Consider the following 15,724-nt stretch of genomic DNA (forward strand, 5'->3'; position numbering starts at 1 on the left):
TTCGAATTTTATCTCCTTTTTTTAGGGTATAAGACCCCCACCTCTAAGCGTTAGCGTAGGTGAGGCTTTTAATCAGGTGGAGGAGAGTCTCCACCTGATTCCCCGATTTTAAAGCTTGCTGAAACGAGTTCACTAATAAAATTGGAATATTTATTATTAGTCAATAGCTATTATAGCACAAACTAATGCTTTGTTCTTTTAAATAATTTTAAAATATTATACCGAACTGCCCCGTGAATATTCCTAAAAGAAATTTTAATCTACCGGGCATGAACCCACCCATAAAAAAACCGGGGAAAAATTCCCCGGTTTTTTTACTCCTGTTTTTAAAAATCACTATTGCAATAGTTTATAAAACTTGAACTTGAACTACTGCTGCCTGACCTCGCCGCCAACCAGTTTTAACAAAACTCCCCGGCTTAGCGGACAAAAACGTGATTTCCAATAACTGTAGTTCTAGGACGGCTCAAAATCCATGCATTGCTAGTATATCTAGGGTTATAGAAAGATAATGCTCCTTTTGAAGGGTCCGAACCATTTATGGCTTCCTCAACCGCCCTGCGGGTCGAAGCATTGGCCGGTTGATTAATAGTTCCGTTTCGTACTGGACAGTACTGTATGTATCCCCCTGACACCTGATAGATAACTCCCCGTATAGTATTAGGATATTGACTGCTTTTGACTCGGTTTAAAACCGTGGCTGCCACAGCCACCTGACCCAGGTAAGACTCCCCTCCGGCTTCCGCCCGAACCAATCTGGCCAAAAGATCCAAGTCTGAGGCTGAATACCGGGAGGCATTACTTGTCCCACTTCTGGATAAAAGTTCCGGTTGGCTTATGTTTAATGCCCCAAAAGTTTGAGGCCCTGCAATGCCATCGATTCTGATTTTTTTGGCAATCTGAAAGTTAATGACTCCCCCTTCGGTAAGTTTACCGTAAATACCATCCACTGGGCCTGTCCAAAAACCTAAACCATTAAGAGTCTTTTGCAGTTCTGCCACATCATCTCCCCTGGAACCGAATTGTAAGGTCCGGCTTCCCAGGGTCGATGCCTCCAAAGTACCGCCCATTAACACCATAGAAATTAACACAACAGTTAGAATCATTACATACTTACGACTCATAAAATCCTTCCTCCTTTTTGCCTGGAAAGTTACCATTAGGCTTAGGGCCGGAGCAGCCCCACCTGTTAAGGTTTAACCAACCTTTGGTTTCCTCCGCACTCAAAAAATTGAGATTCGGCATTTTTTAAGATACCTTAATATTATGTTAACAATTATAAACACAATAATGGCTTCTGGCAATTACGGTAAGGCCCTCTATAAAAACAATTCTTTTCCATGCACACTATTTATGTAAACTAGTAGCTTTGTTATTACTATTTTGTTTTTTTCCCAGTGAATATAAGGGAATGGTAATATAAAACATTTTTTAAAAGGCTCTCACTTCTGCCATTACTTAAACTTTAGGGAAAAAAATAACCCGTCACACATGTGACGGGGCTATAAATTACAATTTATGTAATTTGTGTTTCTCGTTGTGTCAAGGTATCAAAGGGACGGTTCTTCTGACAAGTTATTTCTTTCTATCATTTACATTAATTGGGTTGTCAGAAGAACCGTCCCCTTGACAAGGTTGTTACTAATAAAAAGCATTTTCAATTAACTTAATCTCCTTTACGTCCCAGGATTCATCCAGCAGCACAGATACCACGTCAAACCTGACATTTACCTGACTGATTTTATAATAATTCATATAATACTGGGCAAGTTTTATCATTTTTTTCTGCTTCCTGATATCTACCGATTCAAAGGGCTCACCGAACCGTAAAGACCGGCGGGTTTTAACTTCAATGAAAACCAGGTCATCCTGATTTTTGGCGATTAAATCTATTTCCCCCCGGGGGCATCTGAATTTTTCATGACATATTGTATACCCTTTATTTATTAGGTATTTTTTTGCCATCTCCTCACCGAAGTCACCCAATTTTTTTCGATCTTCCGTTACTTTATCTCGATTAATAAATCACTACCCTCTTTCTGCTTCTAATCTAAAAGAACGCCGGTGTATAGGAGAAATTCCGTATTTTTTGATTGCTGCATAATGCTCACCGGTGCCATATCCCTTATGTTGAGCAAAACCATATTGAGGATACTGCCGGTCATAATCCTCCATAAGCTTGTCCCGGGTGACTTTAGCTAAAATAGAAGCACAGGCTATAGTAAGACTCAAAGTATCCCCCTTGACCAGAGGAGTTTGACTTATAGTTATGTTAGGAACTGCAAAAGCATCTATTAATATGTGCTCCGGCTTCTTTTCTAAACCATTAAGGGCTCTCCTCATGGCTTCCAAACCCGCCTGGGATATATTAAATTGATCTATGTACAAAACATCTACGATACCCAGACTATAACAAACTGCTTCTTTCTTGATACAAAAATAAAGCTGCTCTCTCTTCTTTGGACTTAGCTGCTTAGAATCCCGGACTTCATAAATTTTTTTGTTTACAGGTAGAATAACTGCCGCTGCTACCACAGGCCCCGCCAGTGGACCTCTCCCCACCTCATCTACTCCAGCTATTAATTGAAGGCCCCTGTTCCAAAGCTCTCTCTCAAACAGCATTAACCGTTCCAAACGATTTTCCTCGTCTTCTTTTCTTCTTATCAACCTTAATCTTTTCTGTATAAGTTCCCTGACACCCTTACGCCCATCCATTTGAAGAAAGCTCTCCAGGGTTTTCTCATCAATGGAACTCTCCTCCAGCCAGCTTTTCATTTCCCTCAGGGTCATTTTGGACAGATTCATTTTTTCCCACTCATTTCAAAATATTTCATTCTACTTTTCAAGGTCAAAGTTTAAAAATCTTTCTGTGGAACAACATCCAGAGTAAACCTGCCCAAAAGACCCTCTCGAAATTCCTTTAAAAGAACTTCTGAAGTCCTGGAAAAGTCAATATCTCCTCCGGAAAGTAAAAACCCTCTCCTGCGGCCGATGGCTTCCAGGAGCTCAGGCATGGTGAAAGGTATTTCCGACAATTTATACCGAAGTTTCAATCTTTCTGGAAAATCTTTGGATAAAAAATCCAATAACTGAAGAGACATCTCCTGGTTATTTATCAATTCAAATTTAATAGCTCCGGTGACAGCCAAATGAAAACCCATCTGTGCACTACTTATCTTTGGCCACAAAATCCCCGGGGTATCTAAAAGTTCAATATTCGGAGGAATTTTAATCCACTGCTTACCCCGGGTTATACCGGGTATTCCTCCGGTCCTGGCCGCGGCTCTGCCGGAAAGGGTATTAATTAAAGACGACTTACCTACATTGGGAATGCCCACCACCAGGGCTCTTACCGGTCTCTTTCCCCTCAAGCTGGAAGGCTTAAAATTCTGCAGTATAGTTTTCATACCCTTAATGCCATGACCTTTTGGCGAGTTTACAGGAACAGCACTGACTCCCTGCTCCTTAAAATAATGAACCCAGCGGATGGTAGATTTTTCCTCCGCCAGGTCTTCTTTATTTAGAATTATAATCCTATTTTTATTTTGAATTAAACTCTGCAGCTCAGGATTTTGGCTGCTCATTGGAATTCGGGCATCTAAAATTTCAATTACTACATTAACCAGCCTGATATTTTTCTTAAGCATATCCATGGTCTTCTTCATATGCCCGGGATACCACTGAATGTCCAATGTTACAGCTCCTTTGAAATTATTTAGTGGAGAATACGTACTTGATCCAGAGGCCAGTATACAAAAAAAGCTTTTCCCTTTATCCGTTCAGAAGAAATAAAACCCACACTGGACTCCCTGCTATCCCAACTGTTGTTACGGTTGTCCCCCAGCACAAAATAATGCCCCTGGGGAACCTCTACCGGACCATATTCGCCATGGGGGTATTCTTTAATATAATCTTCATCCAAAGGAACCCCATTTAAATATACTTGTTCTCCGTTAACCCTAACAGTATCTCCACCTTTGGCTATAACCCTTTTAATAAAATCCCTGTCTTCAGAGTAGGAGAACACAATAATATCCCCATAATCCGGCTCTCTTAAGCGGTATATAAATTTATTAGCAATCAGCCTATCATAATCATCCAGGGTAGGCATCATAGATAAACCATCAACAAGAAATGTCTCCACTACATAACCCCTGATCAAAAGGGCTATAATCACAGCAATTATAATGGACTTAACCCATTCCCAAGCTTCATTTTGTTTTTTTACCATGAATAAGCCCCCAACAGAAATACATACTTATTAAAAAGGAATTTACCGAAGCTCTTTAATACGGGCAGCCTTACCGGTTAACTTCCTCAGATAATATAGTTTTGCCCTTCGCACTTTACCTCTCCTAATAATCTCTAACTTTTCAATTTTCGGAGAATGCACCGGAAAAGTTCTCTCTGTCCCAATTCCATAGGAAACCCGGCGGACGGTGAAGGTTTCTTTAATACCACTGCCTTGTCTTTTAATCACCGTTCCTTCAAAAGTCTGAATTCTTTCCCTGGTTCCCTCAATTACTTTAACATGTACTCTTACTGTATCACCAGGAGAAAAACGGGGTAGGCCCTCTTTCATCTGTTCCTTTTCAATTTCCTTAATAATATCCACTTTGTTCAAACCTCCTTTCAAAAAAAATTATATAAATTAATATTGTTAAATACTTTTACTTGTTCTTTAATAGCGGAACTATTATAGCACAATTTATTTTCCAAAACAACTAACAGGTTATCATTTAGTTTCTGTAAATAACTCTTGCAGAATCTCTTTATCTTCAGGATTCAGCGAAACCTTTTGAAGAAGATCAGGCCTTTTCTTAAAAGTCATAACTAAAGCCTGCTTCCTACGCCAGAGACGAATATTTTCATGGTTCCCGGAGAGCAATATTTGCGGCACCTGAAGACTTCGGAATAATTCCGGCCTTGTATACTGAGGATATTCCAGAAGATGATCAAAGAAGGATTCCTCCTGTACACTCTCCTTAGAAGACAAAACCCCCGGTAAAAGACGAATCACAGCATCTGTTATCACCATGGCCGGAATCTCACCTCCAGTTAGGACATAGTCCCCGATAGAGATTTCCTCATCCACCAGGTGATCCTTAACCCTCTGGTCCACTCCTTCATAATGGCCGCAGATTAAAATTAGTTGGCTCATGGAGGCCAAATCTACAGCCTTTTTTTGGTCAAATGGTTCCCCCTGGGGGCACAACAGAATTACTCGGGGCTTTTCCTGCTGGCTGAGTAAAGATTCCACCGCCTCAAAAACAGGTTCAGGTTTTATTAGCATTCCCTTTCCCCCCCCGTAGGGGTAATCATCCACCTGTCGGTGCTTCTGCCTGCTGTAGTCCCTCAAGTTTACCAGGTTCAACTGGACTCTATTTTGGTCTCTGGCCCTCTTTATAATGCTGCTGTCAAAGGGGCCCTGAAACATTTCTGGAAATAGAGTTATGATATCTATACGCATGTAACCACCTAATCCAATAGCCCTTCCGGCAGTTTAACCCGCACCAGTTTTTCTCTTAGATCTACCTCTTTTATAACCTCTTTTAGGGCAGGAATAAGTATGTCCTTGGAGCAAGAAAGATCTTCAGGCTTTACCACAAACACGTCGTTACCGCCCGCTTGAAGGACATCTGTAATTTCACCCAGCTTGTTTTCCTCTGTATACACCATTAGGCCAATAAGATCATCAATATAAAAATGGTCTTGAGGCAGAGTCATCCTCTCTTCCCTGGGAATCATAAGATAACTGTTTTTTAATTCCTTTACTTCTTCTAAAGAATTAAAGTTTTTCAGCTTGATAACCCATATGTTTTTCTGCTCTCTGCCTTTTTCCACCTCTGTCTCGATAACTCTCTGCCCTAAAACCAGCTGTACTTTCTTCAATGTTTTAAACCTTTGGGGGTGATCTGTTAAGGGAATTACTTTTACTTCTCCCTTTAACCCTTGAGAACCTACTATTTTTCCTACCGCAACTAAATCCTCAGACATAACTTCCCTCCATAAAACTACTGGATGATTTCCACAATCACTCTTTTTTCGTCTTTCACCGCTGCAGCATTTATCACAGTACGAATTGCTTTAGCAATCCTTCCCTGTTTTCCAATCACTTTGCCCATATCGTCTTCAGCTACTTTGAGTTCCAGGATTAATGAACGTTCCCCTTCAACCTGATGTACTGTAACTTCATCAGGGTTGTCTACTAGAGATTTTGCTATAAACTCTAATAACTCCTTCATCCTAACGGCTATACCTCCTATGATAATATTCTAGGAAAGAAAGAAACAATATCTTTGTCTACTTCTTAATCCCGGCTTTGTTAAGCAGTGCCCGAACAGTGTCGGAGGGTTGTGCCCCTTTTTGAAGCCACTGAACAGCCTTTTCTTCATCAATTTTTAAGGTTGTAGGATCCGTCAGCGGATTGTAATAACCAATCTCCTCAATGAAACGACCGTCTCTTGGAAAGCGAGAATCTGCCACCACGATCCGGTAAAAAGGGCTCTTTTTAGCTCCTAATCTTTTTAGACGTATTTTTACTGCCATTTTTTCACCTCCACTCGTTATAATTTGTTATATATTTATTATTTGCAGCAAACTTTTGTATTGTATAATTTAAGGTAGAAAAGGAAAGCTTTTCTTTCCTTTTCTTTTTCCCTTTTCCATCTTAGTTAATTGTTTCATCATCTTCTTCATCTGATCAAATTGTTTTAACAATTTATTAACATCCTGAACCTTTGTGCCGCTTCCCAGAGCTATCCTTCTGCGGCGGCTGCTGTTAATAATTTCCGGGTTATTTCTCTCCTCCCGGTTCATTGATTTTATAATAGCCTCCACTTGACCTAATTGCTTTTCGTCAACGGACAAATTTTTAAGTTTCTTGTTCATTCCACCCATGCCAGGCATCATATCCATAATCTGATCCAAAGGCCCCATGCTCTTCACCTGCTGCAGTTGATCTAAGAAATCCTCCAGGGTAAACTGCTGTGTCCTAATCTTTCCCTCCAGAACTTTAGCTTTCTCTTCATCCATAGTGAATTGAGCCTTTTCAATCAGGGAGAGCACATCCCCCATACCCAAAATCCGAGAAGCCATTCTTTCCGGATGAAAAGGTTCCAGAGCATCCAGTTTCTCTCCCATACCAACAAACTTTATGGGACAACCAGTAACAGCATTCACTGATAAGGCCGCACCACCCCGGGTATCCCCGTCCAGTTTGGTCAGAACAACTCCTGTCAGGCCAAGCTGTTGGTGAAAACTTTCGGCTACATTAACAGCATCCTGACCGGTCATAGAATCAACCACCAACAGGATTTCTGAAGGATCAACCGCCGTTTTGATTCTCTGCAGTTCATCCATCAGTTCCTGGTTTACATGCAGTCTTCCCGCCGTATCTACTATTACCACATTGCGATTATCAGCTGCTGCAGTCTTCAGGGCTTCCTGTACAATCTTTACGGGATCCCCCTGCCCCATAGAAAAGACCGGCATATCCAGCTGTTCTCCCAGGTATTCTATCTGATCGACTGCCGCCGGACGATAAACGTCAGCCGCCACCATCATAGGATTTACATTTAATTTCTTCAGATATTTTGCCAGTTTGGCTGAGGTGGTAGTTTTTCCCGAACCCTGAAGCCCAACCATCATGATAACCGTAATGCCTCCGGCATTAATGTTAATTTTACTGGTGGTTTCCCCCATCAATGATGTAAGTTCCTCATTTACTATCTTTATAACCTGTTGAGCTGGGGTCAGGCTTCCCAAGACCTCCTGGCCTATGCATCTGTTCTTAATCTGAGATATAAAATTTTTAACCACTTTAAAATTAACATCGGCTTCCAGAAGAGCCAGGCGCACCTCTCTCAGAGCCGCCTCCACGTCCTTTTCCGTCAGCTTTCCCTTACCCTTAAGTTTTTTAAAGGTTTCCTGTAGTTTTCCCGCCAGGCCTTCAAATAACATTATTGGTTAGAACCTCCCAACTTACAAATTACAATTCCATAAGCTCAAACAGAAACATTTTTAATTTTTTATTTTCAATTCCCTTATTTGAATCTATATATGCTAATATCTCACTTAATTTTTCCTTTTGCCCCTGATACCTGCTGCATAACTGCAGTTTGGCCTCAAATTTTTCCAGGGACCTAACTGACCTGTTTATAAGATCATAAACTGCCTGTCGACTAACCTGTTGTTCCTTGGCAATCTCTCCCAGAGATAAATTATGTTGAAAGTAAAGTTCAATAATATTTTGCTGCTTTTTGGTTAACAGCGGCCCATAAAAATCATAAAGCAGGTTAACCCGGGTTGTTTTTTCAAGCAAAGCATCACCCTCTATTAGTGTTAAGCATTTTTGCTTTACATGACAATATTAACGAATTTCCTTTATAATGTCAAGGCATTTATCTCTTGTCCACATATTTTATTGTTTTGTTTGGATTACAAAAAAAATTTTTGGATAAAATAAATACACGAAACTCTTATTCAAAGGAGGTTAACTCTAATGACCAAAAATAAAGATAAAAGTTTTCGTTCCTGTAATCAATCATGCTCCGATTCGGTGGAATTCAGTGACCCACTGGATGAAAATATTGAACGAAAGAGCATTGTAAAAGAAGAAAACACTAAGAAGCAAAACAAAAGCAAAAAGAAAAATAAAAACAAATAACTAAATGTAAAATGTAAGTCCAAGAATATAATAACCGGGTTAATTATCTACCCGGTTATTTATATTACATATTTTTAAAATTTACTCAAATAACGCCTCCACAAAATCACGGGGGTTAAACTCATGAAGATCCTCTAAAGATTCGCCAATTCCAACATATTTAATAGGGACCTTGAGGGTTTGACTTACAGCAACAACAATGCCCCCTTTTGCCGTGCCGTCCAACTTGGTCAACACAATTCCAGTGATAGGGGACGCTTCTCCAAATAATACGGCCTGGCTTAAAGCATTCTGTCCCGTAGTGGCATCTAAAACCAGCAAAACCTCCTGCGGTGCACCGGTCATAGCTTTCCCCGCTACCCTGTAAATTTTCTTTAATTCCTCCATCAGATTCATTTTTGTATGCAGTCTTCCTGCCGTGTCACAAAGGACTACATCAACCCCCCGGGCCTTGGCTGCCGAAATTGCGTCAAAAATTACTGCAGCAGGATCAGAGCCGATTTTATGTTTAATAATATCCACTCCTACTCTATCCGCCCATATTTCCAACTGCTCTATTGCCGCTGCTCTAAACGTATCTCCTGCAGCAATCATGACCCGTCTTCTTTCTTCTTTCAAAAGATAAGCCAGCTTGGCGATGCTGGTAGTTTTTCCTACACCATTTACTCCCATTACCAGAATTACGGAAAGTTCTCCAGAGATATTTAAAGGTTTACTCTCGTTGCCCAACCTCTCAATTAATATCTCCTTTAACAGTTCCTTAACCTCTAGAGTATCCCCTACTCTTTTTTCCCGGGCCCTATTTTTCAATTCTTCCACTAGGCCCAGGGTAGTTTCTACCCCAATGTCTGCACCAATGAGTATTTCTTCCAGTTCCTCATAAAATTCATCACTGATTTTTTTCCCTTTAACCAGTTTATCAATTTTTTCTACAAAGCTTTCTCTAGTTTTCTTTAATCCCCGCTTAAACTTATCCAACAATCCCATCTTACACTCTCCTTAACTTACTCTTTTTTCCTTTTCCTCTGGAAGCCTTAAGGAAAACACTTTAGATACTCCCGGCTCTTCCATAGTTACTCCATAAAGAACTCCTGCTGCCTCCATAGTATTTCGGCGGTGGGTAATTAAAATAAATTGAGTATCGGTTGATAATACCTTTAAATATTTTAAAAATCTGTTTAAGTTCATTCCATCCAGAGAAACCTCAATCTCATCCAGTATACAAAAAGGAGTAGGTTTCACCTTGATGATGGAAAACAGCAGGGCAATGGCGGTTAAAGCCTTCTCCCCACCGGACATAAGGTTTAGATTCTGCAGTTTTTTACCCGGTGGCTGGGCAATAATCTCTATACCTGACTCCAGCACATCATTGGAATCGGTAAGCTTTAAATAGGCCCGGCCTCCTTCAAAAAAATCTTTAAAAACCGAGGAAAATATAGTTTTCACCTGGTTAAAACTATTTAGGAATTTGTCCTTCATCTTGCCGTCCAATTCTTGTATTACTTTATGTATCGTATTTTTTGCCTCCCGCAGGTCATCTCTCTGCTGTTTTAAAAAGTCTACTCTCTCCAGCAGCCGATTATGTTCCTCCACAGCTCCTGTATTTACACTGCCATACTCCAGCATCGTGCTTTTTAAGTTTTCAATTTCCGAAATAGCTTCTTCCTCATCTACTTCCATAGAATAATCAGAGGCTTCCTTCAGGGAAAGGGAAAATTCTTCTCTCAGACGTCGGGAATAATTTTTAATTTCAATCTCTACCCGAGCGATTTCCAGCTCTGTCTCATGTTTCTTTTTTTCCCGACTCTGCAGCGCTCTACGGTGGGCCCTGACCTGATTTTCATTTTCTGTAAGCTTAGCAGTTAACTCCCCTGTCTGCTCTCGAAGACGGCCGAACCTGTTAGACACTGAATATTGTGTTTGTTCCAACTGCTTTATTTCTTTTTCTACCCTTTTTATCGAAAAATTTAATCCTTTAATACATTGTACCAGTTCACCGGCCTTCTGCTGAACCTTTATAATTCTGGATTTCAAGTTTTCCCTTTCCTGGTTCAAATCCTGAAGTTTTTCATTCACCATCTGTTTTTCTTTATTGGCAGAAGTAATCTCTACTTTGAGCCGGGCTGCTTCTTTGTCAATCTGTGTTCGCCTGTGATGGGACTCCTGCTGCAGCTCTTTTTCTTCAATTAAATCTGCGTCAAGGCACTCTCTTCTTCTTTTAAGCTCATGCAGCTCACTCTTCAGGACTTTTTGTTTTTCATTATTCCCCGTTATCTTTCCCACCTCTATTTTTTTTTGCTCTTCCAATTCTTTTATGCTCTTCTCTGTCTTTCTTATTATATCCTGAAGGCCCTGGAATCCTTCTTCAAAACGCTGCAGTTCCCTGGCTGATCGCTGCAGTAACTCTGCTTTCTCTTTCCCCACTTCCTCCAGAGCTTTTTTTTCTTTTATCAAATGGTCCAACTCTGCCTGCAGATTCTGAACCATGTTCTCCAGCTTTTCTTTTTTAAGTTCATTACTATTTATGGCATTCTTTCGACTGATAAATCCAGGCCTGGAATGTTTGTAACTTCCTCCGGTTATGGCCCCTCCAGGGAAAATTATTTCCCCCTCCAAAGTTACAATCTTATATTTCATCTTCAGCTTCCTGGCGGCAGCCAGTGCAGAATCCAAATCCTCAGCGATTAAGACACTTCCCAGGAGCCTATCAAATACTTTTTCATAGCCGGGATCAAAACTAACCAGATCCCTGGCCCACCCGATTACTCCTTTTTCCTTGGGAACAGGAATTTTTTGGAATGCAGAACGAATCAGAGAAAGAGGTAAAAACGTCGCCCTTCCTTTTTTTAGCTCTTTCAGCATGGAAATCATTTCTTTGGCCGTGCTTTCGTCCCGGGTTACAATATTTTGGGCAGCAGAACCTAAGCCAGCCTCTAAAGCCTTCTCTAAATTCTCCGGAACCTGCAGCAGATCGGCCACCACTCCCTCTACTCCTACAGCAGAAGAGTGATTGTTATTTTTTGCTTTTAAAACAGTCTTGACTGCTTCGTTAAATCCTTCTAGTTTCTCCTGCATTGCCCAAAGGGCCTCCAGGTATGCCCTGGATTGTTCCAACTGACCCTTAATATCCCTTAACTCATCCTGCTTTGAAGAAACACTGACCTCTCGATCTCGTAATTCCCGGTTAGATTCTTGATACTCCCTTTCCCGGTCTTGAAGAAACTCTTTTTTTTGTACTAAAATCTGATGTTCATGGATTTTTTTATTTTTCAGATCAAGCATCTCAGTTTTCTTGCCTTCGGTATCCTTTATTATTTCCTCCAACCTGCTTTTTAAATATTCCTGCTCCAACTGTGTTTTTTTAAATTTTAAAGATTTTTCTTCAAGAATACGCAAAACAATATTTAAAGCATCTTCTATCTTTTGAGTAATTTCAGTGGTGGAAGAATCCAGCTCCAAAAGCTTCTTTTCCTTCTGGACCAGCTCTTGGACCAGCCTCGCTGCCCTATGGTCCAGTTCCAACAAGTTATCTTGGATCCCGGCCTTTTTCTCTTCAACTGCCGACAATGTTTCCTTGTATTCTTCTTCAGCCAGTTCCAGTTCTTTTATTTGATTTTGCAAATTTTTTAATTTTTCCTGGTACAGTTCAGTATCTGAATTTTTAATCTTAAGAGAGCTCTCAACCTGATGCAGCTTTTCTCGAAGCTCAGATATTTCTTCTTCAGAGGTACTGCTTTTATATTTCTGTTCAGCAATCTCCGAATCCAGCCGGTTAATCAAGGAATACTTTTTAAATATCTCTAAAGACAATTTTTCCAGTTTCTCCTGCAATTTAAATTTCTTGTTAGATACCTCTTTAATTTCTAACGCCAACACACCAATTTCCAATTTTTTCAATCTATCCCGGCAGACCATATAATCCCTGGCTAAAAGTGCCTGTTCCTCCATGGGGCCCAGCTGATGATTAAGCTCTTCGATTAAATCACTTACTCTCAAAAGGTTGTCCGCTGTCTCTTTAAGACGTCGCAAGGTTTCCTTCTTACGGCTCTTATATTTATAAACCCCGGCAGCTTCTTCAAAAATACTTCTCCTGTCCTGGGGCCTGGCACTCAAAATCTGGTCAATCTTCCCCTGCCCAATGAAAGAATAAGACTCTTTGCCCACACCGGTGTCATGAAATAATTCTGTAATCTCTTTTAACCTGCAGGGGGCTTTATTTAACAGGTAATCACTTTCCCCTGACCTGAACAACCGTCTGGTAACATTTACTTCAGTGAAATCCAGATTAATCTCCGGTTTGAGATTATCAAAAAGAAGGGAAACTTCTGCAAAACTTATTGGTTTCCGTGCATCCGTCCCGTTGAAAATTACATCTTCCATCCGGCTTCCCCGCAGAGTTTTAATGCTCTGCTCCCCCAGACACCATCTGACCGCATCAGCTATGTTGCTTTTTCCACACCCATTGGGGCCAATAATTCCAGTAACCCCTGGGGAAAGCTGGATCTCCACCTTGTCAGAAAAGGATTTAAAGCCAAATATTTCGATCTTCTTTAGTAACATCCCACCCCTCCTCTGCACACTTTTACTCAGTTAATAAACAGGTCAAACAACCCGTCTGTATTATAGGCTGATAATAGTATTCTACAATAAAATACCTGCTTGTGTGAACAAGCAGGCCAATTAAAAACATGAATTAACGAGGTTCAACGATAAACTTTATAGCCGTCCTCTCCTCATTATCAATCATAATCTCCGCAAAAGCCGGAATAGTAATCAAATTAATACCGTTAGGAGCAACAAAACCTCTGGTTATAGCAATCGCCTTAATAGCCTGATTTACGGCTCCAGCTCCAACCGCCTGAACCTCAGCTCTGCCTTTGTCCCTGATTACTGCAGCCAGGGCCCCGGCAACAGACTTGGGCTTAGAATGAGCAGATACCTTCAGTATTTCCATGAATAGAAGAGCCTCCTTGAAGTACAATATTTCATCATAGTATACCTTGAGCGTAATCTTAACTGTTAGCAAGAATAATGTTTAAGTTATTATATTCTTGTCTGCCAACAAAATTCCTGCTATATCCAAAAATATTTACTCCTGAAGTTTTACCCAAGCTATACGGGCGGCCTCCTGTTCGGCATTTTTTTTGCTTTTGCCCCTGCCTTCTCCCAGAATTTTTTCTTTTAACAAAATTTGAGCTACAAAAACCTTATCATGGTCAGGTCCAAGCTCACTTACTATCTTGTATCTTGGAGTAGTATGATATTTTAACTGCGACAATTCCTGAACCATGGTTTTATAGTCCCTGTGTAAAGCTCCCTCCTTAATCACTGTAATTACAGGATTAAACAGATTAATAACTACTCTACAGGTGACATTTATCCCCTGATCCAAATATACAGCTCCAATCAAGGCCTCCAGAGCATCTGCCAGGATAGAAGGACGATCCTGGCCTCCGGTAGACTGCTCTCCCCTGCCCAAAGACAGATGTTCCCCCAGATTTAGCTCTCTGGCAACCTCCACCAGAGACGTCTCACATACAATACTGGCCCGTAATTTGGTAAGTTCTCCCTCAGGGAGCTTGGGGAAATTTCTGTAAAGATACTCACTTATAATCAACTCCAGGACTGCATCTCCTAAAAATTCCAATCTTTCATTATGACATGGTTTATCTTTGTTTTCATGGGCAAAAGAAGAATGAATCAGTGCCTGACTGACTAAAAAAGGATTATTAAGTTTTATATCTAATTTACGGGCTATAATACACTCACTATTATTAATCATTATTTTAGCCCTTACTCTAAAACCTTTCTAATAATTAAGGAAGCGTTAGTCCCTCCAAAACCAAAGGAATTGGATAGGCATGCCTTGATTTCAGTCTCCCGGCACTTTCCTGGGACATAATCCAAATCACACTCTGGGTCTGGATTTTCATAATTAACCGTAGGATGAATCATACTATGATACATGGATAACATGGAAGCAGCCAGTTCTGCTCCCCCTGCTGCTCCCAATAGATGTCCAATCATAGACTTGGTAGAACTTACAGGTATTTTTTTTGAAAGTTCTTTAAAAACTTTTTTAATGGCCATGGTTTCCAGCTTGTCATTCAAGGGAGTAGAAGTACCATGGGCATTTATATAGTCGATATCTCCCGGTTCCATGCCGGCATCTGCTAAAGCATTAGCAATACAACGGGCAGCGCCATCCCCCTGGGGATCAGGAGCAGTTATATGATAGCCATCTCCGGACATTCCAAACCCACATACCTCTGCATAAATTCTGGCATCCCTGGCACGAGCATGTTCTAAGGTTTCCATAATCAGCACTGCGGCTCCCTCTCCCATTACAAATCCATCCCTTTGGGCATCAAAGGGCCGACTGGCCTTACTGGGCTCATGGTTCCTGGTGGAAAGTGCTCTAGAAGCACAAAATCCCGCCACAGAAAGGGGAGTTATGGCTGCCTCTGAACCACCGGCAAACATCACATCTGCATCTCCCCGCTGCAGTATTTTATAAGCATCTCCCACAGAATGAGTAGATGTAGCACAGGCAGTAACTAGAGTCGTATTAGGCCCTTTAGCACCAAAAGCGATAGATACACATCCTGAAGCCATATTGGTAATCATCATGGGAACCAGGAAAGGGGAAATCCGTCTCGGACCCTTTTCTATCAGGACCCGGGCCTGTTCCTCCATGGTTTGTACCCCCCCAATGCCAGAGCCTACAGATACCCCAACCCGGTTTAAATCAACTTTTCCCAGATCCAATCCGGAATCCTCCAATGCTAAACCGGCAGAAGCTACTGCAAACTGAATAAATCGGTCCATCCTTCGGGCTTCCTTTCGGTCCATATAATTCTCCGGGTTAAAATCCTTTACCTGGGCAGCAATCTGAACAGGATATTCTGCTGTATCAAATGCTGTGATTCCATCAACTCCAGATCTGCCTTCCTTCAATCCTTCCCAGTAAGCATCCTTTCCGATGCCAATAGGCGTTATAACTCCTATTCCTGTAACAACAACTCTGTTTTTCAAAGAATCACCTCCCGCCGCCAG

18 protein-coding genes are annotated in these 15,724 nt (G+C 41.0%); 1 reads left to right on the top strand and 17 read right to left on the bottom strand.

Features of this window, described 5'->3' with window-relative positions; all coding sequences use genetic code 11:
• Positions 1–419: 419 nt before the first annotated feature.
• From HUE98_RS11875 to ylxM, 12 genes are all read right to left on the bottom strand, one after another.
• Positions 420–1,124 (bottom strand): cell wall hydrolase, encoded by a 705-nt coding sequence (locus HUE98_RS11875; protein ID WP_241420853.1) that lies wholly within the window; start codon positions 1,122–1,124, stop codon positions 420–422.
• A gap of 517 nt (positions 1,125–1,641) precedes the next feature.
• Positions 1,642–2,022 carry a YraN family protein gene (locus HUE98_RS11880; protein WP_277623734.1) on the bottom strand — a complete coding sequence of 127 codons (381 nt, stop codon included), beginning with the start codon at positions 2,020–2,022 and terminating at the stop codon, positions 1,642–1,644.
• Between the two features lie 6 nt (positions 2,023–2,028).
• A complete protein-coding gene (locus tag HUE98_RS11885; RefSeq protein WP_318036495.1) occupies positions 2,029–2,805 on the bottom strand; it encodes a ribonuclease HII in 777 nt (258 codons plus the stop codon).
• 50 nt (positions 2,806–2,855) lie between these two features.
• Complete coding sequence (gene ylqF, locus HUE98_RS11890; protein WP_241420855.1) at positions 2,856–3,692, bottom strand: ribosome biogenesis GTPase YlqF; 837 nt, start codon at positions 3,690–3,692, stop codon at positions 2,856–2,858.
• A 23-nt stretch (positions 3,693–3,715) separates the two neighbouring features.
• Positions 3,716–4,231: a signal peptidase I gene (gene lepB, locus HUE98_RS11895; RefSeq protein WP_241420856.1), complete on the bottom strand. Its 516-nt coding sequence runs from the start codon at positions 4,229–4,231 to the stop codon at positions 3,716–3,718.
• Positions 4,232–4,273: 42 nt separating this feature from the next.
• The gene (gene rplS / locus HUE98_RS11900) at positions 4,274–4,615 is read right to left on the bottom strand and encodes a 50S ribosomal protein L19 (protein WP_277623669.1); all 342 of its coding nucleotides are present in this window, start codon (positions 4,613–4,615) and stop codon (positions 4,274–4,276) included.
• A gap of 120 nt (positions 4,616–4,735) precedes the next feature.
• A complete protein-coding gene (trmD, locus tag HUE98_RS11905) occupies positions 4,736–5,470 on the bottom strand; it encodes a tRNA (guanosine(37)-N1)-methyltransferase TrmD (RefSeq protein ID WP_241420857.1) in 735 nt (244 codons plus the stop codon).
• 8 nt (positions 5,471–5,478) lie between these two features.
• Positions 5,479–5,997, bottom strand: coding sequence for a ribosome maturation factor RimM (rimM, locus tag HUE98_RS11910; protein ID WP_241420858.1), 519 nt, complete (start codon positions 5,995–5,997; stop codon positions 5,479–5,481).
• A 17-nt stretch (positions 5,998–6,014) separates the two neighbouring features.
• Complete coding sequence (locus tag HUE98_RS11915; RefSeq protein WP_241420859.1) at positions 6,015–6,245, bottom strand: KH domain-containing protein; 231 nt, start codon at positions 6,243–6,245, stop codon at positions 6,015–6,017.
• A gap of 58 nt (positions 6,246–6,303) precedes the next feature.
• Entirely contained in the window at positions 6,304–6,549 is a 246-nt protein-coding gene (gene rpsP, locus HUE98_RS11920; protein WP_241420860.1) for a 30S ribosomal protein S16, read from the bottom strand.
• Positions 6,550–6,618: 69 nt separating this feature from the next.
• Positions 6,619–7,962: a signal recognition particle protein gene (gene ffh, locus HUE98_RS11925; RefSeq protein WP_241420861.1), complete on the bottom strand. Its 1,344-nt coding sequence runs from the start codon at positions 7,960–7,962 to the stop codon at positions 6,619–6,621.
• A 28-nt stretch (positions 7,963–7,990) separates the two neighbouring features.
• Positions 7,991–8,323, bottom strand: a complete 333-nt coding sequence (ylxM, locus tag HUE98_RS11930; protein ID WP_241420862.1) for a YlxM family DNA-binding protein — start codon at positions 8,321–8,323, stop codon at positions 7,991–7,993.
• 180 nt (positions 8,324–8,503) lie between these two features.
• On the opposite strand from ylxM, the gene HUE98_RS11935 reads away from it, so the two are divergent.
• Positions 8,504–8,668, top strand: coding sequence for a hypothetical protein (locus HUE98_RS11935; RefSeq protein ID WP_241420863.1), 165 nt, complete (start codon positions 8,504–8,506; stop codon positions 8,666–8,668).
• A gap of 81 nt (positions 8,669–8,749) precedes the next feature.
• On the opposite strand, the gene ftsY is transcribed toward HUE98_RS11935, so the two are convergent.
• The 5 genes from ftsY to fabF form a co-directional block, all read right to left on the bottom strand.
• On the bottom strand, positions 8,750–9,655 hold the full coding sequence (gene ftsY / locus HUE98_RS11940) for a signal recognition particle-docking protein FtsY (protein WP_241420864.1): 906 nt from the start codon (positions 9,653–9,655) through the stop codon (positions 8,750–8,752).
• A gap of 12 nt (positions 9,656–9,667) precedes the next feature.
• A complete protein-coding gene (smc, locus tag HUE98_RS11945) occupies positions 9,668–13,228 on the bottom strand; it encodes a chromosome segregation protein SMC (RefSeq protein ID WP_241420865.1) in 3,561 nt (1,186 codons plus the stop codon).
• 133 nt (positions 13,229–13,361) lie between these two features.
• Positions 13,362–13,622 carry a stage V sporulation protein S gene (locus HUE98_RS11950; RefSeq protein WP_241420866.1) on the bottom strand — a complete coding sequence of 87 codons (261 nt, stop codon included), beginning with the start codon at positions 13,620–13,622 and terminating at the stop codon, positions 13,362–13,364.
• 135 nt (positions 13,623–13,757) lie between these two features.
• Positions 13,758–14,450: a ribonuclease III gene (gene rnc, locus HUE98_RS11955; protein ID WP_241420867.1), complete on the bottom strand. Its 693-nt coding sequence runs from the start codon at positions 14,448–14,450 to the stop codon at positions 13,758–13,760.
• An 11-nt stretch (positions 14,451–14,461) separates the two neighbouring features.
• The gene (gene fabF, locus HUE98_RS11960; RefSeq protein WP_241420868.1) at positions 14,462–15,703 is read right to left on the bottom strand and encodes a beta-ketoacyl-ACP synthase II; all 1,242 of its coding nucleotides are present in this window, start codon (positions 15,701–15,703) and stop codon (positions 14,462–14,464) included.
• Positions 15,704–15,724 lie beyond the last annotated feature (21 nt).

This window comes from Candidatus Contubernalis alkalaceticus (genome assembly GCF_022558445.1).
In the GTDB taxonomy this organism is placed as follows: domain Bacteria; phylum Bacillota; class Dethiobacteria; order SKNC01; family SKNC01; genus Contubernalis; species Contubernalis alkaliaceticus.

What these genes read in the sequence shown, in the direction of transcription:
- rimM (WP_241420858.1), bottom strand. Translation starts at nt 5,997, where the DNA reads ATGTCTGAGGATTTAGTTGCGGTAGGAAAAATAGTAGGTTCTCAAGGG.
- HUE98_RS11950 (WP_241420866.1), bottom strand. Translation starts at nt 13,622, where the DNA reads ATGGAAATACTGAAGGTATCTGCTCATTCTAAGCCCAAGTCTGTTGCC.
- smc (WP_241420865.1), bottom strand. Translation starts at nt 13,228, where the DNA reads ATGTTACTAAAGAAGATCGAAATATTTGGCTTTAAATCCTTTTCTGAC.
- HUE98_RS11875 (WP_241420853.1), bottom strand. Translation starts at nt 1,124, where the DNA reads ATGAGTCGTAAGTATGTAATGATTCTAACTGTTGTGTTAATTTCTATG.
- HUE98_RS11915 (WP_241420859.1), bottom strand. Translation starts at nt 6,245, where the DNA reads ATGAAGGAGTTATTAGAGTTTATAGCAAAATCTCTAGTAGACAACCCT.
- HUE98_RS11885 (WP_318036495.1), bottom strand. Translation starts at nt 2,805, where the DNA reads ATGAATCTGTCCAAAATGACCCTGAGGGAAATGAAAAGCTGGCTGGAG.
- rnc (WP_241420867.1), bottom strand. Translation starts at nt 14,450, where the DNA reads ATGATTAATAATAGTGAGTGTATTATAGCCCGTAAATTAGATATAAAA.
- ftsY (WP_241420864.1), bottom strand. Translation starts at nt 9,655, where the DNA reads ATGGGATTGTTGGATAAGTTTAAGCGGGGATTAAAGAAAACTAGAGAA.
- trmD (WP_241420857.1), bottom strand. Translation starts at nt 5,470, where the DNA reads ATGCGTATAGATATCATAACTCTATTTCCAGAAATGTTTCAGGGCCCC.
- lepB (WP_241420856.1), bottom strand. Translation starts at nt 4,231, where the DNA reads ATGGTAAAAAAACAAAATGAAGCTTGGGAATGGGTTAAGTCCATTATA.
- HUE98_RS11935 (WP_241420863.1), top strand. Translation starts at nt 8,504, where the DNA reads ATGACCAAAAATAAAGATAAAAGTTTTCGTTCCTGTAATCAATCATGC.
- rpsP (WP_241420860.1), bottom strand. Translation starts at nt 6,549, where the DNA reads ATGGCAGTAAAAATACGTCTAAAAAGATTAGGAGCTAAAAAGAGCCCT.
- ffh (WP_241420861.1), bottom strand. Translation starts at nt 7,962, where the DNA reads ATGTTATTTGAAGGCCTGGCGGGAAAACTACAGGAAACCTTTAAAAAA.